General features: G+C 64.3%; 24 protein-coding genes. 14 read left to right on the forward strand and 10 right to left on the reverse strand.

Annotated features, from left to right (window positions below; genetic code table 11):
• Positions 1-247 precede the first annotated feature (247 nt).
• The 7 genes from CUJ90_RS23905 to CUJ90_RS23935 all read left to right on the forward strand — a co-directional run bounded on the left by CUJ90_RS23905 (position 248) and on the right by CUJ90_RS23935 (position 7,477).
• Positions 248-964: an ABC transporter permease gene (locus tag CUJ90_RS23905; protein WP_083081840.1), complete on the forward strand. Its 717-nt coding sequence runs from the start codon at positions 248-250 to the stop codon at positions 962-964.
• On the forward strand, positions 961-1,857 hold the full coding sequence (locus CUJ90_RS23910; protein ID WP_083081839.1) for a glycine betaine ABC transporter substrate-binding protein: 897 nt from the start codon (positions 961-963) through the stop codon (positions 1,855-1,857). Before CUJ90_RS23905 ends, CUJ90_RS23910 begins: the two co-directional genes overlap by 4 nt.
• 13 nt (positions 1,858-1,870) lie before the next feature.
• Positions 1,871-2,524 (forward strand): ABC transporter permease, encoded by a 654-nt coding sequence (locus CUJ90_RS23915; RefSeq protein WP_083081837.1) that lies wholly within the window; start codon positions 1,871-1,873, stop codon positions 2,522-2,524.
• Positions 2,521-3,726 (forward strand): osmoprotectant ABC transporter ATP-binding protein OsmV, encoded by a 1,206-nt coding sequence (locus CUJ90_RS23920; protein WP_073429609.1) that lies wholly within the window; start codon positions 2,521-2,523, stop codon positions 3,724-3,726. Before CUJ90_RS23915 ends, CUJ90_RS23920 begins: the two co-directional genes overlap by 4 nt.
• Positions 3,727-4,203: 477 nt before the next feature.
• Entirely contained in the window at positions 4,204-6,387 is a 2,184-nt protein-coding gene (locus CUJ90_RS23925; protein WP_073429608.1) for an NHL repeat-containing protein, read from the forward strand.
• Between the two features lie 110 nt (positions 6,388-6,497).
• Entirely contained in the window at positions 6,498-6,755 is a 258-nt protein-coding gene (locus CUJ90_RS23930) for a hypothetical protein (RefSeq protein WP_073429607.1), read from the forward strand.
• Positions 6,756-6,877: 122 nt separating this feature from the next.
• A complete protein-coding gene (locus tag CUJ90_RS23935) occupies positions 6,878-7,477 on the forward strand; it encodes a LysE family translocator (protein ID WP_114164067.1) in 600 nt (199 codons plus the stop codon).
• Positions 7,478-7,498: 21 nt separating this feature from the next.
• Here CUJ90_RS23935 and CUJ90_RS23940 read toward each other — a convergent pair whose 3' ends face one another.
• The 9 genes from CUJ90_RS23940 to CUJ90_RS23980 all read right to left on the reverse strand — a co-directional run bounded on the left by CUJ90_RS23940 (position 7,499) and on the right by CUJ90_RS23980 (position 17,826).
• A complete protein-coding gene (locus tag CUJ90_RS23940; RefSeq protein WP_114164068.1) occupies positions 7,499-8,722 on the reverse strand; it encodes a winged helix-turn-helix domain-containing protein in 1,224 nt (407 codons plus the stop codon).
• Between the two features lie 149 nt (positions 8,723-8,871).
• Positions 8,872-9,177 carry a hypothetical protein gene (locus tag CUJ90_RS23945; protein WP_073429604.1) on the reverse strand — a complete coding sequence of 102 codons (306 nt, stop codon included), beginning with the start codon at positions 9,175-9,177 and terminating at the stop codon, positions 8,872-8,874.
• Between the two features lie 187 nt (positions 9,178-9,364).
• Positions 9,365-11,080 carry an FAD-dependent oxidoreductase gene (locus tag CUJ90_RS23950; protein ID WP_073429603.1) on the reverse strand — a complete coding sequence of 572 codons (1,716 nt, stop codon included), beginning with the start codon at positions 11,078-11,080 and terminating at the stop codon, positions 9,365-9,367.
• A 92-nt stretch (positions 11,081-11,172) separates the two neighbouring features.
• The gene (locus CUJ90_RS23955; RefSeq protein WP_073429602.1) at positions 11,173-12,165 is read right to left on the reverse strand and encodes a DedA family protein/thiosulfate sulfurtransferase GlpE; all 993 of its coding nucleotides are present in this window, start codon (positions 12,163-12,165) and stop codon (positions 11,173-11,175) included.
• 375 nt (positions 12,166-12,540) lie between these two features.
• A complete protein-coding gene (locus CUJ90_RS23960) occupies positions 12,541-12,792 on the reverse strand; it encodes a hypothetical protein (RefSeq protein WP_035560791.1) in 252 nt (83 codons plus the stop codon).
• Positions 12,793-13,125: 333 nt separating this feature from the next.
• Positions 13,126-13,707 carry a DinB family protein gene (locus tag CUJ90_RS23965; RefSeq protein WP_083081830.1) on the reverse strand — a complete coding sequence of 194 codons (582 nt, stop codon included), beginning with the start codon at positions 13,705-13,707 and terminating at the stop codon, positions 13,126-13,128.
• A 366-nt stretch (positions 13,708-14,073) separates the two neighbouring features.
• Positions 14,074-15,750, reverse strand: coding sequence for a methyl-accepting chemotaxis protein (locus CUJ90_RS23970; protein WP_114164069.1), 1,677 nt, complete (start codon positions 15,748-15,750; stop codon positions 14,074-14,076).
• A gap of 166 nt (positions 15,751-15,916) precedes the next feature.
• Positions 15,917-16,318, reverse strand: coding sequence for a RidA family protein (locus tag CUJ90_RS23975; protein WP_114164070.1), 402 nt, complete (start codon positions 16,316-16,318; stop codon positions 15,917-15,919).
• A 107-nt stretch (positions 16,319-16,425) separates the two neighbouring features.
• Positions 16,426-17,826 (reverse strand): GntP family permease, encoded by a 1,401-nt coding sequence (locus CUJ90_RS23980; protein WP_114164071.1) that lies wholly within the window; start codon positions 17,824-17,826, stop codon positions 16,426-16,428.
• Positions 17,827-18,136: 310 nt separating this feature from the next.
• On the opposite strand from CUJ90_RS23980, the gene CUJ90_RS23985 reads away from it, so the two are divergent.
• Positions 18,137-19,609: a sigma-54 interaction domain-containing protein gene (locus CUJ90_RS23985; RefSeq protein ID WP_114164072.1), complete on the forward strand. Its 1,473-nt coding sequence runs from the start codon at positions 18,137-18,139 to the stop codon at positions 19,607-19,609.
• Positions 19,610-19,696: 87 nt separating this feature from the next.
• Positions 19,697-19,957, forward strand: coding sequence for a YgdI/YgdR family lipoprotein (locus CUJ90_RS23990; RefSeq protein WP_083083017.1), 261 nt, complete (start codon positions 19,697-19,699; stop codon positions 19,955-19,957).
• 211 nt (positions 19,958-20,168) lie between these two features.
• Here CUJ90_RS23990 and CUJ90_RS32500 read toward each other — a convergent pair whose 3' ends face one another.
• Positions 20,169-20,411 (reverse strand): hypothetical protein, encoded by a 243-nt coding sequence (locus tag CUJ90_RS32500; protein WP_143326529.1) that lies wholly within the window; start codon positions 20,409-20,411, stop codon positions 20,169-20,171.
• A 56-nt stretch (positions 20,412-20,467) separates the two neighbouring features.
• Here CUJ90_RS32500 and CUJ90_RS23995 point away from each other — a divergent pair, with 56 nt between their 5' ends.
• The 5 genes from CUJ90_RS23995 (at position 20,468) to CUJ90_RS24010 (ending at position 24,750) form a co-directional block, all read left to right on the forward strand.
• On the forward strand, positions 20,468-20,671 hold the full coding sequence (locus CUJ90_RS23995) for a hypothetical protein (RefSeq protein WP_073429596.1): 204 nt from the start codon (positions 20,468-20,470) through the stop codon (positions 20,669-20,671).
• A gap of 75 nt (positions 20,672-20,746) precedes the next feature.
• A complete protein-coding gene (locus CUJ90_RS24000) occupies positions 20,747-21,946 on the forward strand; it encodes a serine hydrolase domain-containing protein (protein ID WP_083081826.1) in 1,200 nt (399 codons plus the stop codon).
• 129 nt (positions 21,947-22,075) lie between these two features.
• A complete protein-coding gene (locus CUJ90_RS24005) occupies positions 22,076-22,366 on the forward strand; it encodes an H-NS histone family protein (RefSeq protein WP_073431298.1) in 291 nt (96 codons plus the stop codon).
• Between the two features lie 397 nt (positions 22,367-22,763).
• Positions 22,764-23,036, forward strand: coding sequence for a hypothetical protein (locus CUJ90_RS32505; protein WP_143326528.1), 273 nt, complete (start codon positions 22,764-22,766; stop codon positions 23,034-23,036).
• Positions 23,037-23,148: 112 nt separating this feature from the next.
• The gene (locus CUJ90_RS24010; RefSeq protein WP_073431299.1) at positions 23,149-24,750 is read left to right on the forward strand and encodes a peptide chain release factor 3; all 1,602 of its coding nucleotides are present in this window, start codon (positions 23,149-23,151) and stop codon (positions 24,748-24,750) included.
• Positions 24,751-24,885 lie beyond the last annotated feature (135 nt).

Here is a 24,885-nt window from a genome sequence, read left to right on the forward strand (position 1 = left end):
TCGGAAAGCGGCCTCGCGCAGCTATCCAAACATCATCGATGGATCTGGCGTCCAGTTCTAATCACTGGCACGTCACCGAAGGCGAAAGCAAACCACCGCCCTCGCGCCGGGCAAGACAAAACCCCGGCACCACTCGGTTCACCTCGCGGCACCTGCCGCGTCCCGAACTTCCCATTCGCAGCGTCGTCACGACGCCTGTGCGGCGTGGCTATTTGCGCGCGCCGCTCGAACAAGGAGGCGCATCTTCATGATTCAACGTCCTGCCAGGCTGATCGGCAGTCTTGTCGCCATCGGTATCGTCGTCGCATTACTGTGGCGCGCGATCGACCCCGGCGCACTGCATCAGTACGCGCCCGATCTCGTCTACTACACGAAACGGCACCTGCTGCTGGTCGGTTACTCGATGGCCCTCGCGTTGCTGGTCGGCATTCCGGCCGGCGTGCTGCTGAGCCGCCCGTCGTTCGCGCGGCATGCCGAACGCTTCATGCAGATCTTCAACATCGGCAATACGATTCCGTCGCTGGCCGTGCTGGCGATCGCGCTCGGCATCTTCGGTATCGGCGACATTCCGGCGCTCGTCGCGCTGTTTCTTGCGTCGTTGCTGCCGATCACGCGCAATGCCTACGAAGGCATGAAAAACGTCTCGCCCGCGCTGCGCGAAGCGGCGCGCGGTCTCGGCATGACGCCCTGGCAGTCGCTGGTGCGCGCCGAGTTGCCCAACGCGATGCCGATCATCATCGGCGGCGTGCGTACCGCGCTCGCGATCAACGTGGGCAGCGCGCCGCTCGCCTATCTGATCGGCGCGGACAGCCTCGGCACGCTGATTTTCCCCGGCATCTACCTGGACAATCAGCAGCAGCTTCTGCTTGGCGCGGCGGCTACCGCGATGCTCGCGCTGGTGCTCGACGGCATCGTTTCCGCTAGCAGCCGCTATCTGCTCGCGCGACGCGGGGTGACGGCATGATGAATCGGTTCAAACGCAGCCGCTGGATCGCAGCCGGCGCATTGCTTCTAGCGAGTCTGCACGCGGGCGCGGCGACGCTCGTGCTCGGCGGCAAGAACTTCACCGAGCAATACGTGCTGACGGAAATCACGTCGCAATATCTGCGCTCGAAGGGCTACACGATCGACGCACGCACCGGCCTCGGCAGCACGCTGTTGCGCAGCGCGCAGGAGAACGGCCAGGTCGACGTGGTGTGGGAATACACCGGCACCGCGGCCATCGTCTACAACAAGATCGCCGAGAAGCTCGACCCGAAGACGATGTACGAACGCGTGAAAGCGCTCGATGCGAAGCGCGGTCTCGTATGGCTGCATGCGTCGCCGCTGAATAATACGTACGCACTCGGCTTGCCGCAGCAACTGGCGCAGCAGACCGGCATCCGCACGATTTCGCAGCTCGCGGCGAAGATCGCGGCGGAGCCGAAAAAGAAGCACGTGTTCGCGATGGACGCGGAGTTCGCCAATCGTCCCGATGGTTTGAAGCCGCTCGAAGCGGCGTACGGCATGGCGTTCAGCCGCGCGGAAACGCGTCAGATGGATCCGGGGCTCGTCTACACCGCGCTGCATAACAACCAGGTGCCGATCGGTCTGATCTACACGACGGACGGCCGCGTGAAGGGCTTCAACATCGTGCCGCTCGAAGACGACCGCCACTACTTCCCCGCGTACAACGCGACGCCGGTGGTGCGCAAGGCGACGCTCGACCAGAACCCGCAACTCGCGACGCAATTGAACGCACTCTCCGACGCGCTGAACAACGACACCATGCTCGACATGAACAAGCAGGTCGACATCGACGGCAAGCCGGTGCGCGAAGTCGCGGCGCAATTCCTGCGCACGCACGAGTTGCCCTGAGCGGAGACCATTTATGACTGTATTCGACTATCTGTCGGCCAACTGGCCTGAACTGCTGCAACTCACCGCGCAACACGTGTGGCTGGTGGGGATCGCCGTGGGCTGCGCGATCGTCGTCGGCGTGCCCTTGGGTATCGTGATCAACCGCCACGAGTGGCTTGCCACGCCCTTATTGAGCATTGCGACGGTGGTGCTGACCTTGCCGTCCATCGCGCTGTTCGGTTTGATGATTCCGGTGTTCTCGCGCTTCGGCCAGGGCATCGGCTCGGTACCCGCGATCACCGCCGTGTTTCTCTATTCGCTGCTGCCGATCATGCGCAACACCTACCTCGCGCTGCGCAACGTCGACGCCGGCATCAAGGAAGCCGGCATCGGTATCGGCATGACGGTCTGGCAACGGCTGCGCCTCGTCGACTTGCCGCTCGCGGTGCCCGTGATTCTGGGCGGCGTGCGTACCGCGGTGGTGATGAACATCGGCGTGATGACGATTGCCGCGGTGATCGGCGCGGGCGGCCTCGGCACGCTGATCGTTCGCGCGATCGGCCAGAGCAACATGATGAAACTGTTGGTGGGCGCGGTGCTCGTGAGCGTGCTCGCGATCGTCGCCGACCTGCTGCTGCAAGCGCTGCAACGCTTGCTGACACCGAAGGGAGTGCAAAAGACATGATCGAACTCGACAAACTGACCAAGACGTTTACGCAGAAGGACGGCCAGCAGGTACGCGCCGTCGACTCGGTGAGCCTCACGGTGGGCGCGGGCGAAATCTGCGTGTTTCTCGGCCCCTCGGGCTGCGGCAAAACCACCACGCTGAAGATGATCAATCGCCTGATCACGCCGACTTCGGGCCGCGTGCTGATCGACGGCGAGGACACGTCGGGCCTGAACGAAGTCGAACTTCGGCGTCACATCGGCTATGTGATCCAGCAGATCGGCCTGTTCCCGAACATGACGATCGAGGAGAACATCACGGTCGTGCCGCGTCTGCTCGGCTGGGACAAGAAGCGTTGCCGCGAGCGCGCAACGGAGTTGATGTCGATGGTCGCACTCGATCCGAAGCAGTATTTGAAGCGCTATCCGCGCGAGTTGTCGGGCGGCCAGCAACAGCGTATCGGCGTGATCCGCGCATTGGCCGCCGACCCGCCGGTGTTGCTGATGGACGAGCCGTTCGGCGCGGTCGATCCGATCAATCGCGAGTCGATCCAGAACGAGTTCTTCCAGATGCAGCGTCAGTTGAACAAGACGGTGATCATGGTGAGCCACGATATCGACGAGGCGATCAAGTTGGGCGATCGCGTGGCCGTGTTCCGTCGTGGTCAACTGGTGCAATACGATCATCCCGATACGCTGCTCGCGCACCCGCGCGACGAATTCGTCGGCGCGTTCGTCGGGCAGGACAGCACGTTGAAGCGTCTCTTGCTGGTGAAGGCCGGCGACGCGGCCACGCAACCGGAAACCGCGCGTGCGGATACGCCGATCGCGCGCGCGTTCCAGATGATGGACGACAGCGACAGCCGCTATCTGACCATCGTCGACCAAAACCGCCAGGCATTGGGTTATGTGACGCGCCGCGCGGCGCGCGCGGGGCAGGGCGTGTGCGGCGATCATCTGAGCGCGTTCAAGGCGACGGTCAGCGCCGACGAGCATTTGCGCATCGTGCTATCGAAGATGTACCAGTTCAACTCGTCATGGATGCCGGTAATGGACGGCGACGGACGTTACGTCGGCGAAGTCACGCAGGATTCGATTGCCGATTATCTGAGTTCAGGCCGTTCGCGCCGGCAGACGGGGCAGCCGGCGATCGTGTCGCCGGCCGTCACGGCTGCGGAAAGTGCCGCTGCCGCGCAAGCCGCGGTTGCCGTTCAAGCCTGAAGTTCGCGGCGGCGCGAGCGTCGAGCCGCACCGCGGTTTTCGCCGCGCAATGGAGTGGAGCGAGGGCCGCGAACGCGGCCAGCCTCCGCCGCGCTCGCATACATCACGCAGGCCAGCGCGGCCGTCCGCCACACCGCCATCGGCTCGTTGAGCCCGCTGATCGCTACCAGACCACGCGTAGGCAAGTGCTGATTGCGGCGGCGGCCGAGGAATTCGCTCACGCTAATTGAAAAGCCAATAACGCTCGAATTGCCGCGCCGAATTGCCGCACAAGTGGTATGCCGATCAAATACCCATTCGGCCGCTTAAAAAATTACCCGAATTTTTTTACCAATAAATTTCCGCGTTTTCTATGCGACGATCAACGCCAACGTCTACCGTGCACGATAGTTGCGACACGCCAAGCTATCCGCATACACGCGAAAGCGCGCCGGATACGCTGGCTGTGCGCTTTCGCACTTCGCAAGGAATATCGTCGTGAAATTATTCACTCGCTTAGGCGGAGTTGTCTTTTTTTTACTCGGCCTGCTTCCCCTTGGTGCATTTGCCCAATCGCAACTGAATTACACCACTTCATGGATCGGCAATAGTTTCGGCTTTGGCGACGGCAAATGGGTGCAGCAGGATATTCAGGCCATTAGCGTGGGTGCCGACGGCACCGTTTACACCAATGCGCCGTGGGACGAAAGCGGCAGTGAAATCGCCGCTTATCGCGCCGGCGACAAGATCGCCGTGGCCGGCTCGACGCATGGCTGGGGCGCCGCGGGCGGCGATGCGGTCGCGGTGAATCGTACGTACCTGTACGCGGCGATGTCGATCGGCAGCGAAAACAACAGGCTGGTCGGCGCCGACTATCCGCCGGCGGGACAGACATGGTTCGGCATCACGCGCCGCACGCTGGGCAATATCGCGGTCGGCGCGCCGTTCACCGGCGGCATCGGCAACAGCGCCAATGCGACGAAGAACAGTTTTCTGCTGCTCGACACGGTGACGACCGGCACCGACGCCGGCATTCGCGGCCTGGCCGCCACCGAGAGCGAGTTGTACGTGGCGGATACCTACGCGAACCGGATCGTCGTATTCGATGCGGTCTCGATGCAGCGCTTGCGCTCGTGGAGCGCGAACTCGCCGGGACGTATCGCGGTGGACACCGATTCGACGCTCTGGGTGATCGGCGGCGTTTCATCGGGAACGCCGGTCATTTCGCACTACGCCGCCAACGGCGCTCCGCTTTCAGGCACCTTGACGTTGCCGGCGGGCGCGGTGCCGGCCGACATCACGGTCACGCCGTCCGGGCAGATTCTCGTGGCCGACATCGGGCCATCGCAGCAGATTCTCGTCTTCACCAAGGACGCCAACGGCAAGCCGCAAGCCGCCGCGCCGCTCGGCACTCGCAATGGCATCTTCCATGTGATCAAGGGCGTGCCCGGCAACGGGCGCTTCAATGGCGTGACGGGCATCGGCGTCGATCCGGCGGGCAATCTCTATGTGGCGCAGAACGGCGAAGGGCCGAGGCCGATCGGCTCGGCGTCGGTCGGTCAGGGCGCGGTGCTCGAAAGCTATGTGTCGAGTTCGCGCACGCTCAACTGGCGTCTGTACGGCCTGACCTTCCTCGATAGCGCAGCCTTCGATCCGGCCAACCCCGGCTCGGTGTACACCGGCTCCAAGCGTTTCACGCTCGACTACAGTCAGCCGCCCGGCCGCGAATGGTCGTATGCGGCATTTACGCTCAATCGCTTCGATTATCCCGGCGACCCCACGTTTCACCAGCCGCGCGGCGTGCGCGGCGAGCCGATGGTGCGGCGAATCAACGGCCAGCCGTTTCTCTATACGCTCGATCCGGGCGCGCATTATCTGAACGTCTACCGGTTCGACTCCGCGCATGGGGAGATGGCGATTCCCTCCGGTCTGCTCGCGCAGAATCCGCTGCCGGGCACGTGGCCCTCGGGGCAGCCGACGTATGGCGAATGGTTGTGGCGCGACGGCAATGGCAACGGCACGGTCGACGCCAGCGAGATCAGCAGCAATCCGTCGACGGGCAGCACGGTCGGCAACGGCTTCTGGTGGGTCGATACGCCGGGCAACGTGTGGCTCGCCACGCCGACGAGCGGCATCCGCGAGATGCCGTTGCAGGGTCTCGATTCCGCCGGCAATCCGATCTACACGTATGCGAGTTCGAAGATGTTCGCGATGCCGCAGCCGTTCACGCGGATCGCGCGAATGGTCTACATCGCGGAGACCGACACCATGTACATCTCCGGCTTCACGAGCGCGATCCCGTGGGATTCGACGCACTGGAAGGAGGCCGGTCCGGTGCTCGCGCGTTACGACAACTGGAGTTCCGGCACGCCGTCGCAGCAGTACACGGTTTCGCTGCCGTGGAACACGCAGAGCACGCCGCAGACGACTACGGTGGGCGTCGCGGTGGCGGGCAATTACATTTTCGTCGCGGAGTTGTACACGGCAAAGGTGGACGTGTACGACGCGCGTACCGGCCAGGCGGTCGGCTACATGACGCCGGGCGCGAGTGTCGGCAACACCAGCGGCTGGGTGGACGTGTATCTCGGCATCAGCGCCGTGCAGCGCGGCAACGGCGAGTACGTCGTGCTGCTCGAAGACGACGCCCGCGCAAAAATCCTGATGTATCGATGGACGCCTTGACGTGGATCGCGCTCATGCCCATCACGAATGGACGGCAACGCACGATCGGTATATAACAACGTGAAAGGATGACGGGTTCATCGATGCTTCAACAGGAGAGATGTTTCATCATGACGCAAGACGTATCGCCTAAGCCGCCCCCGGACGACCGGCCCGACCTGGAACACCTCGACGCAGCGCTGAGCCACGTGAATCAGCAGGTATCGTCAGGCGGCATTGCTTCGGGTGCTGCAAGAGGCATTCTGTATAGCCTGATCGAGACGCTCGGCACGTTGGTCGGCGATCCCGATCTGCCGGAGCATGCGCGTTCCGGCTATGAAGGGCTGCTGGAAGCCGCTCGCGAATTACGCGCGAAGCTCGATCGCTGAACGCGGCGCCTGTCGGCGCCTCGCGGTTCCCGGGTTCAGGAGCGGGCATGAGCGCTGAATTTCGGCGCACTCGCTCCGTGTGATAAAAAGGCGCACTGTTTCCAACATTGCGCCTTTTTTCTATGCTTTCCGCCTCCGCTATCGCATTGCTGGCCATCGGTATCGTCGTCGTGCTGATGACGCCGGGGCTCACCAATACGCTGCTTGCCGCGGCCGGCTTGCGCCAGGGCGTGCGGCGCTCGTTGCCGCTGATCGCCGCCGAGCTGGGTGGCTATTTCGTGTCGATCTCCGTGTGGGGGCGGTTTCTCGCGCAAGCCGCGCACGCGCTGCCCTGGTTGCCCTCGCTGCTGCGCGTGGCGGCCGGCCTGTACGTCGCCTATCTTGCCGTCGACATGTGGCGCGCGGCGGTCGCCTTGCCCGACTCGACGCAGCGGGCGAACGGCATGCGCACGCTATTCGTCGCGACGCTGCTGAATCCGAAAGGCCTGCTGTTCGCCGGCACGATCTTTCCGGCGATCGCCTTCGCGCATCTGCCGGCTTATGTCTTCTCGATGCTGATGTTCGCGTGCCTGCTGGTGCCGATCGCGCTCGCCTGGATCGCGTTCGGCGCGGCGCTCGGCAGCGGCAAGCTCGGCTGGCTCAATCCGGTGAAGATGCAGCGCGGCGCGTCGATCGTGCTGGGCGTGTTTTCCTTGTCGCTCGCGTGGACGGCGCTGCATTGAGCGTGTGCCGTTGCCGTCCGCTCAGGCTGGCGCGCCGCTGTCCGCGCTTAGCGCCGCTAGCCACTCCGGCGGCGCGGACGTGATTTGAAGTTGCGGCGTGCCGTGCCAGTCGGCGCAACGCTGCAACGCGCGGCGCAGATCGGCGGCGAGACGCGCACTCGCGCGCACGCCCGGTTCGACGTGCAGCGACTTCAGTTCGAACACGCCTTGCGTGCGATGCGCCTTCGCATCCACGCGGCCGACCAGGCGTCCCCGGCTCAGCAGCGGCAATACGAAGTAACCGTATTTGCGCTTCGCGGCGGGCGTATAGCATTCGATCGCGTAGTCGAAGTCGAACAGCGCGGCGGCGCGCTTGCGGTCCCACACCACCGGATCGAAGGGCGACAGCACCGTGGTGACCGTGGAAGCGAGCTTGCCGCTCGCGGCGTCGTCGAGCATCGCGGCGAACTCGTGATGGACGAACGTGTCCTGCTTCCAGCCGTCCACTTTCACCGGGATCAACTCGCCGGCGTCGGCGAGCGCATGCAGTTCGTCCCGATACGGGCGGCGCGGCAGCCGGTAGTAATCGGCGACCCAATCGGCGCGCGCGACGCCGAGCGCGCGGCAGGTGCGGCGTAGCGCTTCCTCGGTCACGGTGTGCGCCGGCGGCAGATCGCGCGCGTCGTCCCAGTCCGGCAACACGCGCTCGGTCAGATCGTAGACGCGATGAAAATTGCGCCGCTCCGCGACCATCAATTGTCCGATCGCGAACAGCACTTCCAGGTGACGCTTTTCCGGTTTCCAGTCCCACCAGCCGTTGCTCTTGCCGGCTTCGCGGGCGAAATCCGCCGAACGCACGGGACCGGTCGCGCGGATATGCGCGAGCAGCTTCTCGATGTCCTTGCGATGCTTCTTGTGCCACTCGGCCGCGTATTTCCAGCCCATGCCGCTCGGGTCGAGCATGCGGTGACGCAGCAGGCCGTAATCCTCGACCGGCACGAAACAGGCTTCGTGCGACCAGTATTCGAACAGCTTGCCCTCGGCGAGATGCTCGTCGAGCCATTGCTGCGGATACGCGCCGAGCCGGCTGAACAGCACGAGGTAGGGACTGCGCGCGACGACGTGAATCGTGTCGATCTGCAGTTGCGTCATGCGGCGGATGGCGTCGAGCACATCGGCCTTGGCGGCCTTGCGGCGCGGCGGCGTCAGCAAGCCTTGCGCGGCCAGATGCAGGGTGCGTGCTGCGGATAGCGGAAGCATCTTCACGCGGATTGTGGTCAGTGAGTGACGGCGAGGGGAGCGGACACAGGGTCCGGCATGGGTCGGCAGCCGCTACTTTAGCGTGAATTACCGCAGATGAACCGGCGCGAGGATCAAGCAAACCCGGCCAACCGCGGGGCAACGCGATAGACGCGTTACCAGCCCCGCCCATGCTTATCCCAGCCGCGATGATGACCGTGGTCATGATGCCAGCGGCGCTCGCGGTAGTAATCGCCCCGATACCCGTGGCCGTCGCCGTAGCTATAAACCGGCTGAGGCGCGTAGACGACGGGCGGCGAGTAGACCACCGGCGGCGGCGGCGCGTAGATCACCGGCGGCGGCGCATACATGGGTCCGGGCGTATTGACGAACACGCCCACGTCCACGCCGGCCAGGGCGGCAGTCGACGCGCCGGCGGCCGCGAGGCCGAGGGCGGCAAATACGATTGCGCGTTTGAGCATGGCTTGTCTCCTGTTCCGAAAGAGCGGGCCATTCGCTGTCGAATGGCTAACGACAATCTTACGAAGTAGAAAGAGAAGCAGGTGCTACCAGTTGAACGCGTGTGTAACAGGCAGTAACCCAGGCAGTAACCCCGTCGATAACCGGGCCGTTACCCGCCAGTTCATTGCCTTACCCGCGGCGTGCCGCTCAGGCCCCCAAGGCCACCGCTTCCCCGGCCGACGCCGCCAGCATCTGATGGATCTGCGCAACCACGGCCGCCCCTTCTCCGACGGCGGCCGCCACACGCTTCGTCGACCCCGCGCGCGCGTCGCCGATCGCGTACACACCGTCGACCGTCGTGGCGAGATCGCAGACGGACGCGCCGTCCCGGCCGGTGCCCGTGATCACGAAGCCCTTTTCATCCAGCTTCACGCCGCAGGTGCGCAGCCAGTCGGTATTCGGGTCCGCGCCGGTGAAGAGGAACAGATGCCGCGTGTCGAAATGATCGGTGCCGTCCGGCAAAGGCCGTTTCAGACTCACCGACGCGAGCCCGCTGTCGTCCGCCGCCAGCCGGCCGATCTCCGAGTTCGGATGCACGAACACATTCGGCAGCGAGCGGATGCGGTCGATCAGATAGCGCGACATGGTGGCCTCAAAGCCGCTCCGGCGAATCAGCACGTGCACATTGGCCGCGTGCGTCGCCAGATAGACGATCGCCTGGCCGGCCGAATTGCCGCCGCCCACCAGCACGACGTCCTGGCGCTTGCACAGCTTGGCTTCGACCGGCGACGCCCAGTAATAGACGCCGCGCCCTTCGAAGCGGTCGAGCCCCTCGAGCGTGGGCCGCCGATAGACCGCGCCGCTTGCGATCACGATGGCGCGGGCCGTGATATGGCCGCCGCACTTCAGTTCGAGCTGATACGGCGACTGCTCGCAGCGCAGCGCCTTCACGTGAACCGGAATCGCGACATGCGCGCCGAACTTCTGCGCCTGCACGAACGCGCGGCCCGCCAACGCCTGGCCGGAGATGCCGGTCGGAAAGCCGAGGTAGTTTTCGATCCGCGAACTGGCGCCCGCCTGGCCGCCCGGCGCGCGGCTGTCTAGCACGATCACCGACAGTCCCTCGGACGCGGCGTACACGGCGGTGGCGAGGCCGGCCGGTCCGGCGCCGACGATCGCGACGTCGTACACGTGAGAATCGTCGAGATCGGGCAGCAAGCCCAGGCAGGTGGCGAGTTCCGGCATGCTCGGATGATGCAGCACCGAGCCGTCCGGGCAAATCGCCAGCGGCATGTCTTCCTTGCGCGCGGCGAATTGCTCGATCAGATGCAGCGCGTCTTCATCGCGCTCGTCGATGACGGAATGGGGATGCCCGTTGCGCGACAGGAAGCCTTGCAGCATGACGAGCCGCGGGTCGGTGCTGTTGCCGATCAGGATCGGGCCGCCCGCGCCTTTTTCGATCAGCCCCACGCGCCGCAGGATCAGCGCGCGCATGATGCGCTCGCCGAGTTCCGCTTCGGCGACGATCAGCGCGCGCAGCCCTTCCGGCGGAATCAGCAGCGCGTCCACCGCGGAAAGCGCCATGGCGTTGACCAGCGCGGGCCGCCCCGACAACTGGCCGACCTCGGCAAGAAAACGCCCGGCGCCATGCTCGCCGATCAGCAGTTCGCGCCCGATGCCGTCGCGCTGATAGATCTTCACGCGTCCTTCCAGCAGCACGAACATGCCGGGACCGGGCCGGCCCGTTTCGAACAGCAGTTCACCGGTTTCCCAGTGACCCACTTCGCCGAACCGGCGCAGGCGATCGATTTCCGCGGCCGTGAGCGTGGGATACATCTGGTGCGTGCGGGTGGAGAGCGACGAAAACGGCGCATCGGCGACGACCGCCTGCTGTTGCCCTTCAGCTTCTTGAGTCGAAAGCATTGAACCGCTCCTACGGGAGTTCATTTGATTGGTCGAACGGGATCAAGCGGCGCGGCGCGCCGAGCGCGCGAAAATGCGGATGCGCCGCCGCGCTACACGGCCTTGGGCGCGACGTCCTCGACCGCCACTTCGGGCGGCGGCACGTGGGCCAGCGCTTCAACCGGCTTGCCCGAGTCGCGCCAGGCTTCCATGCCGCCGCGCAGCGGCAGCACGTCGGAGAAGCCGGCTCCGTTCAACTGCTTGGCCATCCATGCCGCAGAAATCTCGTTCGGGCACGAACAGTAGATCACCATCTTCTGATCGCGCGGATAGGCCGCGATGATCGCTTCGAGCTGCCGTTCGTCGGCGAATTGCGAGCCCGGAATCACGAACGGATCGAGTTTGCGCTTTTCGTGCGAACGGATGTCGAACAGCACCGGCGTGTTGCCCGCCGCAACCAGCGAGGCCAGCTCGTCGATTTCCATGCGTGCGGACGCGAGCTTCGAAATCAACTGACGCCGGCGCACCCACCGATAAGTCCCGTACAGCAGCAGCAACGCGACGGCCACGAGGCCCGCCGTTCGGCCGAGGCGCCCGGCGGCGGCGAACAGCATGTCGATCTGCTCGGCGAACAATGCGCCGATGATCAGACCCGTGCCGGACCACAGCGCGGCGCCGATGCTGTCGTAAGTGAGAAACGTGCGATAGCGGGTGCCCATTGCGCCGGCCATCGGAATCGACACGATCGCGAGGCCGGGGACGAACTTCGCCACGGCCAGCACGCGCACACCCCAGCGGCCGAAAAAGCGCTCGGTCTTCTTCACGCAGGTGTCACGCGAGAGCGACAGGCGGCAGATCGCCTTCAGCGTGTTGCCGCCGTACACGCGGCCGGCGAGATACCACGCGCTGTCGCCGATCAGCGTGGCGAAGATCGACAGGATGAGGACCGGCATCAACTGCGTGCCCACCGAGCCGGGATGCATGGCCGCCATCGCGCCGAACAGCACGAGCGACGGCATCGCCGGCACCGGCAACCCGAGGGAGGCGGCCAGCACGTTGACGAAAATGAGCGCCGGCCCGTATTGCTCGACGAGGTCATGTAGCATCGGCTTACATCCGCAGCCCTTTCGGGAGCGGCGCAGGTAGGGAATGCAAAGGGAGAATTCAGGAATTATGGACGCATTTTCAAGGCGTGCAAACGCTCTGAAACGATGCCCGTTATTCGTGGGGTGAAAGCGCTATCGCGGTGTTGCCGAAGCAACTAGAAGCGTGGATTCGAAGCGCGAGCAAAACAAGTAAAAGGATTGACGCCGGCGCGCGATGCAAGTGGCGGAAATAAAAGCACGAGTGCGTTGACGACTTGTTACCGCGCTCGACTCGGGCGGCGACACTCATGCCGCATGCGGCGTACTGCCTGCAACGCACGACATACGGCATCAGGCCATGAGGCGCTCGCGCGCGAACGCCGCGCGCTCCCAAACTCATTGACGATGATTATGCTGTTCGCCGGGTAATTCGGCGCCATGCGCGCGAATCGCGGCAATCAACTCGGCGGGCGTGATTTCATAGCGCACTTCACGATGAATGCCAGGCTTGCGCTCGTCGACTTCGACCAGAAGAATGCCTTTGCCGTCTTCTGTCGATTCGAGGCGCAGCGAGCGGAGTTCGCGCGCCGTTGCGTCGTCGTATTCGGTGAGCAGGGCCATTGACCCGGAGGACCCGGTAGTGCGCATCGAAGTTGTCCTTGTTCCGTTGTTGATCGAATCATTGTACGGGCAGGATAGCGCGCCGTCTGTCGCGCCATGTTCACGCTTGCTCGTGCGCCCGTTCATTTGCCGCTTGCCGTGACGCCGCCCTTGCGCCGTGCGCAGCGCGTTGGCTGGCGCGGCTCGCCGGGCAGCGGGAGAGGTGACATGCGGCTGTGACAACCAGTTTAACGCGACTCCCGCGAGAGGCGGACGCATTTTTCGTGCCCCTCGGCGGTGCAATCGTTCTGCCCGGCTGTCATGCGCATGACGCGCGCTTCGGTTAGGCGCAGGCGGGTCTATCGGGGTATGCGTTGCGACTCATGCAGACTCACGCATGCTGTTCAGATCGCGCAATTCGGCGACGCGCAACGGCGCGTCGGCAGCGAGGAAAAACTCGTCGAGTTGCGGCGGCGCGGCCGTCGTGCCGCTCAACATCGCGTGGACTTGCCCGCGATGATGAATCTGGTGGACGAAAACATGCGGCAGCACGCCGCCGATTTTCTCGCGCTGCACGCCGACCGCTGGTCCGCGATCGATGCGCACTTCGCGGTGCAAATCCTCGTCGCGAAGCGATTCGCAAAAAGCCAGCAGTTGCTGGTCGCTTCGCGCTTGTGCATCCCACAGCTCGGCTGCGCGAGGATAGGGCAGTTCGTTGTCGAAAATGGTGAGGCCCTCGCCGCCGTCGACGAGCGCATCGAAGTAATACCGGTCCACCAGAAGAATGTGATTCAACGTGAGTTGCAGCGACGGGAAGAAACTCACCCGGTGTTCGGCGAACGCCTGGTCAGTCAAGGTGAGACAAGCGCGGTAAAGGCGCAAATTCGACCACGCGTTGTTGCGCGCCATGTCGGCGAAGTGCGCGGACAGCAGGTTGGTTGCCGGAGCGTCGGATGGGGTCACGTCGGCCTCCTGTTACGGGGATCGGTGGAAGGTTCGCGCTCCGTGCAACCCTGTGCGCGCGTGGCGCATGTGGCTCGAAGGTGGCTCGAAGCGCTGCCTGCGTAGCGTAGCATCGCGCGGCGATCCGCGGCCGACGGCTCCCGTATTCCCTCACCACTAGCCTCGCCGCCTGGCCTGCCGGCAAAGCCGAACTTCAACGATTACGGCAGGCGCCGCGACGTGGCAAAAAAATAGCCCGTCCGGAATGGGACGGGCCGTTAAACGCCGTTGTTACTCGGGTCAGCCGGCCCGTTGCAAATTGGGCGCTGACGGGTCAATCCTGAGGCGTCGCTACCCCCCTGTCGAGATGGGACTAATGCCGATCTATCAGACCAATGTGGCTTCGGCTCGCTCCGCATCGCGTGCGATTCCGGGCGCGGGCTTGTGTGTCCCGTTCGACGCGAGCGCTTGACGCTTCGGCGTGGCGGCGCGTTGCGCGGGCGCTGCCTCGGCGACGGTGAATAGACGCACCGCTTCATCGAGCACGTCGGCCTGTTCCGCGAGGCGCTGCGCGGTGGCCGCGGCCTGCTCGACGAGCGCCGCATTCTGCTGCGTGGCGCCGTCCAGATGCGAGACCGCCTGATTCACCTGGCGGATGCCTTCAGCCTGTTCGCTACTCGCATTCGCCACTTCCACGATGATCGACGACACGCGGCTTACCGCCTCGTCGATCACACGCATTTGCGACGTGGTGCGAGCAACCAGTTCGGTGCCCGCCGCCATTTCGGTCGCGCTTGCCTCGACCACCGATTTGATTTCCTTCGACGACGCCGCGCAACGTTGCGCGAGCGTGCGCACCTCGCCCGCGACGACCGCGAACGAGCGGCCCGCCTCGCCCGCGCGCGCTGCTTCGACGGCGGCATTCAGCGCCAGAATATTAGTCTGGAATGCGATGCCGTCGATTACGCCCGTGATGTCCGCAATGCGCCTCGACGCCGCGGTGATGCCGGCCATCGTCTGCTCGACCTGGCCCGCGATCTTGCCGCCGACGGCGGCCGCCGCTTGCGCCTCCTTTGCCAGATCGAGCGCGCGCACGCTGGCGTCGGCATTGGCCTGCACGGTGGTGGTCAACTCTTCCATGGTGGCGGCGGTTTCCTCCAGCGAGGCCGCCTGCAATTCGGTGCGGCGCGCGAGATCGACATTGCCGCTGGAAATCTCGCGCGCGTTCTCGAGCATGCCGGTGATCTGCGCGCGCACGTCGTAGACGATCGCCGCGAGATTCGCCTTCAACTGGTTCAAGGCCTGCATCACCTCGCCGAGGTCGTCATGACGCGCGATCTCCAGATCGGCCGTCAGATCGCCGGCGGCGATACGGGTCGCGAAACCGGACACGTCGCGGATCGGCGCGGCGAGTTGCCGGTCCAGCAACCGCCACGACACGATACTGAGCGCCGTCGTGACGCCGAACGCGAGCCAGAACGGCGCGGGCGGCGCGCCTTGCCAGGCCGCGAGGCCGGTCAGCAGCAGCGCCAGCGGCGTGACCGCATAGCCGGCCGCCGCGCGCGTGGCGACCGGCAGACGCATCAGCGCCTGCAAACGTCCGGCCAGGCCGGTGCGCACCACCACGCCGCGACGCAACTTCACGCCAGGCGACTCGCCGCCGCGCATGCGCGCATACAGCGCCTCGGCGGCGCGCACCGCGTCGCGCTCCGGCTTCACGCGCACGCTGAGATAGCCGACCACGGCGCCTTTCTCCACGACCGGCGTGACGTTTGCCTTGACCCAGTAATGGTCGCCGTTCTTGCGGCGGTTCTTGACGAGGGCGGTCCACGGACGGCCGTCGCGGATCGTCGTCCACAGGTCGGCGAAGGCTTCGCGCGGCATGTCCGGATGACGGATCAGGTTATGCGGTTGACCGATCAGCTCGTCGCGCGTGAAGCCCGAGACGGCCATGAAGGCGGGATTGCAATACTGGATGCGGCCGGTGAGGTCGGTCGCGGAAACGAGCATTTGCGACGAGGGGTATTCGTACTCGTGCCCGGTGACAGGCTGGTTATTGCGCATGGCTTTCCTTGCTGGTGCTCACCGAGGAGGTGAGCGTGGTGCTTACGTCTTGCCAGCAATAACGACAATTAACCTCGCGCGCTTGAGGGTTTCCCAGTAAACCACTCAGGTTTATACCGCCGTGCGCCGTTAACGCAGGGTTGTTTTATGCGGGGCGGATGGCCGATCAGGCCGGTCGCCTGGCGATGAAGTCGATCTCGACCAGCGCGTCGCGCGCCAACGCCGTGACGCCGATGCAGGTTCGCGCGGGCAGCGCGTCGGCGGGGAAATAGGCGCGGTAGGTGTCGTTCATGGCCGCGTAGTCGCGCTTGAACTCGGTCAGGAAGATGCGCGCGGCAACCACGTTCGGCAGACCGAGGCCGAGTCCTTCGAGGACCAGCACGAGGTTGTCCATCACGCGCCGGGTCTGGGCGACGACGCCGTCGGGCAGCGGGGCGGTGTCGTCGGTCGGCCAGGTCGGCATCTGGCCGGTGAGGAATACCCAGCCGTCGGCTTCGGTGGCATGGGAAAACGGACCGACCGGAGTCGGTGCCGCGGGGATCATCCAGAAAGCGGGGGTTGAGCTCATGCAATGCGCGCCGGTTGGGTTGAGAAAGCAGGGTGACAAAGTAACCGATCAAAACTCCTGACGCCGTTACTTTGCCCCGCCTTCACGCCGCGGCCACGCATGTCCGCTCAAACCAGTCCGGTCAGGTAATAAACCGCGATCACGAAGAACACCGCCAGCGTCTTGATCACCGTCACCGCGAAGATGTCGCGATACGACTGACGGTGCGTCAAGCCCGTCACCGCCAGCAGCGTGATGACCGCGCCGTTGTGCGGCAGCGTGTCCATGCCGCCGCTCGCCATTGCGACGACCCGGTGCAGCACTTCCATCGGGATATGCGCGGCTTCCGCGCCCTTGATGAACACGTCGGACATGGCCGCGAGCGCGATGCTCATGCCGCCCGACGCCGAACCCGTGATACCCGCCAGCGAACTCACCGACACCGCTGCGTTGACGAGCGGATTGGGAATGCTCTTCAACGCGTCGCTAACCACCAGAAAGCCCGGCAAGGCCGCGATCACCCCGCCGAAGCCGTACTCCGACGCGGTATTCAACGAAGCCAGCAGCGCGCCCGCCACCGCGGCCTTGGTGCCGATCGCGAAACGCTCGCGCACGCGGCCGAACGCCGTCGCCACGACCATGACGATGCCGAGCAGCAGCGCGCCTTCGACGGCCCAGATCGCGACCACGCTCTTGATCGTCGTCGTGATGGGTGCATGCACGCCCGGCAGGATTTCCGGCGGAACCGAGTACGACGCGCCGTACCAGTTCGGAATCCAGCGGGTCAGCAGGAAGTTCGCGACGCCGACCAGCACCAGCGGCGCGAGCGCCAGCAGCGGATGCGGCAATTGCTTCGATTCGACGCGCTCCGGCTCGTTGACGAGTTCCGTGCCGTAACCTTCGCCGGCCGCCATCGCCGCGCGGCGGCGCCACTCCAGATACGAAAGGCCCACCACGATGATGAACAGCGAACCGATCACGCCGAGCGCGGGCGCGGCCCACGAGGTGGTCTTGAAGAACGTGGTGGGGATGATGTTCTGGATCTGCGGCGTGCCCGGCAGCGAATCCATCGTGAACGAGAACGCGCCGAGCGCGATCGCGCCAGGCATCAGGCGCTTCGGAATGTTGCTCTGACGGTAGAGTTCGGCGGCGAACGGATACACCGCGAACACCACCACGAACAGCGAGACGCCGCCGTAGGTGAGCAGCGCGCACACCGCGACGATCACCGCATTGGCGCGCGAGCGGCCGATATAGCGGATCGCGGCGGCCACGATCGACTCCGAGAACCCCGACAGTTCGATGACCTTGCCGAACACGGCGCCCAACAGAAACACGGGGAAGTACAGCTTCACGAAGCCGACCATTTTCTCCATGAAGATGCCGGAGAACACCGGAGCGACGGCGGAAGGGTCGGTCAGCAGAACGGCGCCGAGCGCGGCGACCGGCGCGAACAGAATGACGCTGTAGCCGCGATAGGCGGCAAACATCAGAAACGCCAGCGCGGCGAGGACGATAACAAAGGACATTGAGTCTCCAAAGCTTGGTTGTTCTACGTGTACGCCGTCCCGATGGCGACGGCATGGCGGCGTGGGAATGCAGGTTCCATGCCACACACGCCGCAGCGGCCCGCCTGGTGATTCCGCCGGCCGAAGTTCGAAACGCGCTGCGGGCGATTGTACCCAAACGTCTCCAAATCGGGACGCAAATCAGCTGAACATACGCGCATTACAGGTTAAACCCTTATGCAACAAGCTTGCTGGCGATCTCGTGGATGAGATAAGCTCGTCTCCGAATTGAGACAGCCACAATAGAACGATACCTGGAGACAGCGACACGATGATGAACGACTGGGCGGGCCTTCCCGCCGCCTATGGCGACGTACTGCGCCGCGCGATGGATTCGCTGTTCCGCACGTTCGAAAATTTCAGCGAAGGCACGTTCATCGTCGATGCGGACGCGCGCGTGGTCTGGATCAACAAGCGCTATGCGGCGCGTTTCGGTTTTGCCGACCCCGAGCAGGCCATTGGCCGCGATTGCGAAGCGGTGATTCCGAACAGCCTGATGCGCGAAGTCGTGACCACCGGCAAGCCGATCCTGCTCGATATTCTCGAAACCGACCGCGAGCCGCTCGTCGTCACGCGTCTGCCGCTGAAGGACGATGCGGGACAAACCGTCGGCGCGGTCGGCTTCGCGCTGTTCGACGAACTCAAGGCGCTGACACCGCTTTTTTCCCACTACTCGCGCGTGCAGCAGGAACTGATCGCGACGCGTCAGTCACTCGCGCAGGCGCGGCGCGCCAAATATACGTTCGGCAGTTTCGTCGGCACGAGCCCGGCGAGCCTCGAAGTGAAGCGCCAGGCGCGCCGCGCGGCGCAACTCGAATCGCCCGTGCTGCTGCTGGGCGAAACCGGCACCGGCAAGGAGTTGCTCGCGCATGCGATTCACGGCGGCTCGGCGCGGGCCAATCAGCCGCTCGTGACCGTCAACGTCGCGGCGATTCCGGATAGTTTGCTCGAAGTCGAATTCTTCGGCGCCGCGCCCGGTGCCTACACCGGCGCGGACCGTAAAGGGCGCGTCGGCAAGTTCGAGCTGGCGAACGGCGGCACGCTGTTTCTCGACGAGATCGGCGACATGCCCCTGCCTTTGCAGGGCAAGCTGTTGCGCGTGTTGCAGGACAAGGAGTTCGAGCCGCTCGGCTCGAACCGGATCGTGCGCGCGGACGTGCGCATCATCGCCGCGACGTCGGCTGATCTGCCGGCGCTGGTCGCGGCGGGGCGCTTTCGCGCGGACCTGTTTTACCGGCTCAATGTGCTGACGATCCACGCGCCCGCATTGCGCGAGCGTCTCGCCGATATCGAGGCGCTGGCCTACGCGATGCTCGAAGAGCTATCGATGCAGGCGCGCGGCGGCCGTCACTTCGAATTGCAGGACGATGCGCTGCGGCTGCTGTGTTCGTACGCATGGCCCGGCAACGTGCGCGAATTGCGCAATACGCTGGAGCGAGCCGTGATGCTTGCCGACAGCGAGCGGATCGACGCGCGCGCGCTCGCGCCGTTTGCCGGCTCCGCGCAGGGCGGCGGCCACCGTCCCTACGTGCCCGAGGCGGTCTCTGTTGCGCGCGCCGCGAACGAGGCCACGGGCGCGCCCGAACCGGCGTCATGGAGCGACGCAATGGCGGCGTTCGAGAAACGCTTCCTGAGCGACGCCTTGCGCGCCAACGGCGGACGCGTGATCGACACGGCAACGCAGATCGGCATGGGCCGCGCGACCCTCTACAAGAAGATCGCGGCATACGGCATCGAGGTGTGACGAAGTCCCGCGACATCGAGTCAGCGCAGCGTAATGGCCACATGGCACAATCGCGTGATCGAAAAACAAGATGTTTCGGGGTTTCCAATGAAGCGCAGTCTTTCCTCATTCGCGCGCCGGGCTTGCGCGACGCTGGCAGTGAGCGCGCTCGCCGCGCTGAACGGTTGCAGCAGCCCCACGCCGCTGTTTCTGTCCGATGGCCGCGCCACCACGCTGGTTCAATGCCCGGCCCGCTCCGACTCGTGCGCGCAGCAGGCCACCGCCAGCTGCGGCGGTGCATTCGACGTCGTGCGTCAATCCACTGAGAATGGCACGCTTAGCCTGATTTACGCCTGTCGCGCGAAATGACTGCACGCCGGCTTCATGCCGGCACGGCGGCTTTCGCAGATTGCCTTTCGTTGGTTCGCGGCCCAGCCGCGGCGGCGGCATTTCCATTGCTGAGATTTATTCTCAACCAAACAAATGTTGTCCCTGTTTGGAGCAAGGTATGAATTCTGTTTCAGGCATAAACGCGCGGCCGTCATAAAACGGACGCCAATGTATGCCGTCGACGGGCAATTCATGCAGTGGGCATTATTTCAAAGTGGAACTTTTCGTTTATCCTTCTTTCCTCCGGCGCCTGCGCGCGCGCTCGCATGGGCCGTGCGCAAGTCGGTGCGGCAGCCAACGGAAGTGCGCGATTAGCCGCTGTATTCTGTTTCAGCCGGCTCGCGATTTTAGCGTCGGACAGATTTGCCGATTGAGCATCGCCGCAAATAGCATTTAAGAAATATTTTCGCGTCGCCGAGATAACCAGCGGCATGGTTTATGCTTCGATTCACGCTTTGTATTAGTTCGATCTGAATCCCGGGGAAAGCAATGAATCACCACCAACTCGAAAAAGATATTGAACACCTTGAGCATGTCATCTCGCATCTTTCGGCTGAAGACCGCATCCCGCTTTCGTATTGGCGTAATCGGATCGACTCGGTTTCCGGCGCGGTTCGCGTGCCGGCGCAGGCCAGCCGGCTCAAGCGTCTGAACGCCGCCCTTTCGGCGCTGGAGGCGCGGCAAAAAGCCTAGGCGCTCGCCACGGCGGGCCGCTGCGCATACCGTCCGGGCGAACGACGGTTTCGGTGGAAACGATTCAGGACAATCATGCGACGAGCGGGATTTTCAGCGGCTCGGCTGACGGCGCTGACGAACGCCATGCAGGGCTACGTGCAACGGGGCGAAGTGGCGGGCGTGGTGTCGATGGTTTGGCGGCGCGGCGAAACCGGCTATTTCGAGCCGCTCGGCTGGCGCGACGAAACCTCGCAACTGCCGATGGAGCGCGACACGCTGTTCCGCATTGCGTCGATGACCAAACCTGTGACGAGCGCCGCGATCCTGATGCTGATCGAGGAGGATCGGCTCGCGCTCGATACACCGCTCTCGACGTGGCTGCCCGAACTCGCCGCGCCTCGCGTGCTGCGCGACCCCACCGGTCCGCTCGACGAAACCGATCCGGCGAGCGCGCCGCTTACCGTGCTCGATCTGCTTACGCATCGCGCCGGCTTTGCCTATCACTTCACCGCCGAGGGGCCGTTGGCCGAAGCTTATGCGGCCGCGTTCAACGGCCTCGAAGCGGGCGCCGGCAACAACGCGTGGCTGGCTCACATCGCGCGGCTGCCGTTGATGTTCCAGCCCGGTTTGCGCTGGCACTACGGCATTGCCACGGACGTGCTCGGCGTGCTGATCGAGCGTGTGAGCAGCATGTCGCTCGGCGAGTTTTTCCGCACGCGGATTTTCGAACCGCTCGGCATGCGCGATACCGGTTTCTCGGTGCCCGATGCGCAGCTCGCGCGGCTGGCGACGGCTTACGGCGTCCAGCCGGGCACGGGGCGGCGCGTGGTCGAGGATCATCCTTCGTCGAGCCGCTGGGCCAACCCTGACCGTTTCCAGAGCGGTGGCGGCGGCCTCGTTTCCACGGCGCAAGACTATCTGCAATTCGCGCAGCTGCTGCTTGGGCGCGGGCGTGTCGGCACGACGCGTTTGCTGTCGCATCGCTCGGTCGATCTGATGCGCTCGAACTTTCTCACGCGCGACCAGCGCCGCGTTCCGGCCTTCGGTCATGTGCTCTGGGCCGGCCAGGGGTTCGGGCTCGGCTTGTCGATCGTGGACGACCCCGCGCAGCAGTTGCCGCACGGCTATCGTTCGATGGGCTCGTTCGGCTGGCCGGGCGCGTTCGGCACGAGCTGGTTCGCCGATCCTGTGGAAGAGCTAATTGGTTTGATGCTGATTCAGCGCCGCGCGGTTGAACCGTTTCCAATGGCGGTCGATTTCGAACGCCGCGTGTACGATGCAATTGACGATTGAGTACATTGGGTTCGTCAGGCCGGGCCAAGGGATCGAACGGCGGCAATGCGCGGTTCGCTATCCGGCACGTTTTTCGTCTGCTAGTGTGCGCACAGCATGCAGTTCGTCAAACCGATTGGAGCATCTGTCATGGCCTCGTACAAACAGTTGACTACCCAGCTCGAAAAGCTCCACAAGGAGGTAGCGGCAGCCCGCGAAAAGGAAATCGCGCAGGCGATCGCCGAGATCAAACAGAAGGTGGCTGAATACGACCTCACGGCCGAGGAACTGGGTTTCACGGTCAAGCGTGCGCCGGCGCGCAAACCGGCTCTGGCCGCCAAGTACCGCAATCCGAAAACCGGCGAGACGTGGAGCGGCCGCGGCCGCTCGCCGGCCTGGCTCGCCGGCAAGAATCGCGAGCGCTTTCTGATCGACGCCTGAAGCGCGGTACTGCATGGCGCCTTCGTTCTGAGGGCGCCCATTGTTCTGAAGTGAGGCCGCGAGCGGATTTTTTCGCACCGCGAGCCGGGTCCCGAAAACGCTCACCTTTGGTTTGAAATCGCCTCGCGAGCCGCGCGTTTTCCGGAGCGGCTGACGCGGGGCTACTTTGCTTCGGGCGACCCCGGTTTTGTCGAACGATGCGGCTGGTGATTCCTTGGATGCTGCCGCTCGTCACTACGGCACGAAGTCCGGTGAAATCCGCGCGAGCCTTTGCCAGCGGGCGTTTCCAGGCTCCGCGAAAAATTGCATCGACGATAGTTCGATGACGTGCGCAGCGATTTCGCGAAGCTCGATCAACTCCCGGACTTCATGGTGATGGTGCGCGAGCGGACCTTCGATGCGTTCACCTTTTGCCTCGATTCGAGGTGCGCCGCCGCAAGTCCCGAAAACTCTCACCTTTGCCTTTGCCCGAGCGCGCCGAACCCTGTGCTCAGGTCAAACCGTGTCGTTGACCGGCATGCTCGTGCTGGTCGCGTGCGCGCCAGCATTTCCCAACGCCTCTCCCCATGACGTGTATCATTCGTTCCCTGCGCTGTTCTGCGCCGGTGATTCCCGTATTGTCGAACGCTCGTTCGTGACCTTGTTCCGACGCAACCGGGTTGCCATGTGACGCGGGTCTCCAACCCGGCTTCCGCAGTTCGGCGCCGCCGCGCAACGCGTGGCAGAGCGGCCGCACCAGCAGCCGTTGACCGCCCGAACCCCTATCCGTGACCGCCAGCCCGATGTCAGTCTCCGAACTCAAACGCCGCCGCACGTTCGCGGTTATTTCCCACCCGGACGCGGGCAAAACCACGCTCACTGAAAAGCTGCTGCTGTTCTCGGGCGCGATCCAGATCGCCGGCACCGTGAAGGGCCGCAAGAGCAACCGTTACGCGACGTCCGACTGGATGGAGATCGAAAAGCAGCGCGGCATTTCCGTCGCCAGTTCGGTGATGCAGTTCGAGTACGGCGACGCCGTGATCAACCTGCTCGATACGCCGGGCCACGAAGACTTCTCCGAAGACACGTACCGCGTGCTCACGGCGGTCGACGCCGCCGTGATGGTGATCGACGGCGCGAACGGCGTGGAAGCGCAAACGCTGAAACTGCTGGAAGTGTGCCGCAGCCGCAAGACGCCGATCGTCACCTTCATCAACAAGCTCGACCGCGAAGTGCGCGAGCCGCTCGAACTGCTCGACGAAATCGAGCAGCATCTGGGCGTGGCCGCCGTGCCTTTCACCTGGCCGATCGGCATGGGCAAGGAATTCCAGGGCGTCTACGACATCCAGCGCGACCAGGTGCGCGTATTCCGCGCCGGGCAGGATACCGCCGGCGGCGCGGTCGAAACGCTGCAAGCGTTGAGCGACGAGGAAGGCGAACGCCGCTTCGGGCATAGCTGGATCAAGGCGAAGGACGAGATCGATCTGATCACGGGCGCCACGCCCGACTTCGATCGCGAGCAGTTCCTCGCCGGCCAGCAGTCGCCGGTGCTGTTCGGCTCGGCGATCAACAACTTCGGCGTGAAGGAAATTCTCGACGCGCTGGTCGACCTCGCGCCGCCGCCTTCGATGCGCATGACCGTGCAGCGTCCGGTGATGCCGGACGAGCCGAAGTTCACCGGCGTGGTGTTCAAGGTGCAGGCGAACATGGATCTGGCGCACCGCGACCGCGTGGCGTTCATCCGCGTGTGCTCGGGGCGTTTTGAGCGCGGCATGGCCGTCAAGGTGACGCGTTCGAACAAGACGTTCCGCGCCAACAACGTGGTGACGTTCCTGTCGCAGCGCCGCGAGACGGTGAGCGAGGCGTATCCCGGCGACATCATCGGTATCCCGAATCACGGCACGCTGAGTCTCGGCGATACGCTGACCGAAGGCGAGCAGTTGCAATTCGTCGGCTTGCCGTTCTTCGCGCCGGAAATTTTTCAGACCGTCGAAGTGGTCGACCCGATGCGCGCCAAGCAACTCGGCGAAGCGCTCAAGCAGCTCGGCGAGGAAGGCGCGATTCAGGTGTTTCGTCCCGAAGTGGGCGGCTTGATGATTCTCGGCGCGGTGGGTCAGTTGCAGTTCGAAGTGGTGTCGCATCGTTTGTCGACGGAATACAAGGTCGACGTGCGCATGGCGCCGGCGCGTTACCGGATGTCGCGCTGGGTGACCTCCGACGACCCGGCCGAACTGCGCCGTTTCACCGATTCATACGCGGCGCGGATCGCGCTCGATGCATCCGATGCGCCGACTTATCTCGCGTCGCACGTGTCGGAGATCGAAGTCGCGCAGAAGGCGTGGCCGAAAATCGTCTTCAACGAATTGCGCGAGCATTCGGGCGCGCCGTTCAAGAAGGCGATGTAGGTCGCGCTGGCCGCGCGCTTATCGGCGAACGGCACGGGGTGAAACAGAGAACCGCGTCGATCGACGCGGTTTTTTTACGCGCTGAGTTTGTCGCCAGCGCTTTCGGGCAACGACGTTGGCATCTCGCATGAGCCG

Origin of the sequence: Paraburkholderia terricola (genome assembly GCF_003330825.1) — a bacterium.
Taxonomy (GTDB): Bacteria; Pseudomonadota; Gammaproteobacteria; order Burkholderiales; family Burkholderiaceae; genus Paraburkholderia; species Paraburkholderia terricola.

Coding starts and splice junctions, on each gene's coding strand:
- CUJ90_RS23905 (WP_083081840.1), top strand. CDS start 248: ATGATTCAACGTCCTGCCAGGCTGATCGGCAGTCTTGTCGCCATCGGT.
- CUJ90_RS23910 (WP_083081839.1), top strand. CDS start 961: ATGATGAATCGGTTCAAACGCAGCCGCTGGATCGCAGCCGGCGCATTG.
- CUJ90_RS23915 (WP_083081837.1), top strand. CDS start 1,871: ATGACTGTATTCGACTATCTGTCGGCCAACTGGCCTGAACTGCTGCAA.
- CUJ90_RS23920 (WP_073429609.1), top strand. CDS start 2,521: ATGATCGAACTCGACAAACTGACCAAGACGTTTACGCAGAAGGACGGC.
- CUJ90_RS23930 (WP_073429607.1), top strand. CDS start 6,498: ATGACGCAAGACGTATCGCCTAAGCCGCCCCCGGACGACCGGCCCGAC.
- CUJ90_RS23935 (WP_114164067.1), top strand. CDS start 6,878: ATGCTTTCCGCCTCCGCTATCGCATTGCTGGCCATCGGTATCGTCGTC.
- CUJ90_RS23945 (WP_073429604.1), bottom strand. CDS start 9,177: ATGCTCAAACGCGCAATCGTATTTGCCGCCCTCGGCCTCGCGGCCGCC.
- CUJ90_RS23950 (WP_073429603.1), bottom strand. CDS start 11,080: ATGCTTTCGACTCAAGAAGCTGAAGGGCAACAGCAGGCGGTCGTCGCC.
- CUJ90_RS23955 (WP_073429602.1), bottom strand. CDS start 12,165: ATGCTACATGACCTCGTCGAGCAATACGGGCCGGCGCTCATTTTCGTC.
- CUJ90_RS23960 (WP_035560791.1), bottom strand. CDS start 12,792: ATGCGCACTACCGGGTCCTCCGGGTCAATGGCCCTGCTCACCGAATAC.
- CUJ90_RS23970 (WP_114164069.1), bottom strand. CDS start 15,750: ATGCGCAATAACCAGCCTGTCACCGGGCACGAGTACGAATACCCCTCG.
- CUJ90_RS23975 (WP_114164070.1), bottom strand. CDS start 16,318: ATGAGCTCAACCCCCGCTTTCTGGATGATCCCCGCGGCACCGACTCCG.
- CUJ90_RS23980 (WP_114164071.1), bottom strand. CDS start 17,826: ATGTCCTTTGTTATCGTCCTCGCCGCGCTGGCGTTTCTGATGTTTGCC.
- CUJ90_RS23985 (WP_114164072.1), top strand. CDS start 18,137: ATGATGAACGACTGGGCGGGCCTTCCCGCCGCCTATGGCGACGTACTG.
- CUJ90_RS23990 (WP_083083017.1), top strand. CDS start 19,697: ATGAAGCGCAGTCTTTCCTCATTCGCGCGCCGGGCTTGCGCGACGCTG.
- CUJ90_RS32500 (WP_143326529.1), bottom strand. CDS start 20,411: ATGCCGCTGGTTATCTCGGCGACGCGAAAATATTTCTTAAATGCTATT.
- CUJ90_RS23995 (WP_073429596.1), top strand. CDS start 20,468: ATGAATCACCACCAACTCGAAAAAGATATTGAACACCTTGAGCATGTC.
- CUJ90_RS24000 (WP_083081826.1), top strand. CDS start 20,747: ATGCGACGAGCGGGATTTTCAGCGGCTCGGCTGACGGCGCTGACGAAC.
- CUJ90_RS24005 (WP_073431298.1), top strand. CDS start 22,076: ATGGCCTCGTACAAACAGTTGACTACCCAGCTCGAAAAGCTCCACAAG.
- CUJ90_RS32505 (WP_143326528.1), top strand. CDS start 22,764: ATGCGTTCACCTTTTGCCTCGATTCGAGGTGCGCCGCCGCAAGTCCCG.
- CUJ90_RS24010 (WP_073431299.1), top strand. CDS start 23,149: ATGTCAGTCTCCGAACTCAAACGCCGCCGCACGTTCGCGGTTATTTCC.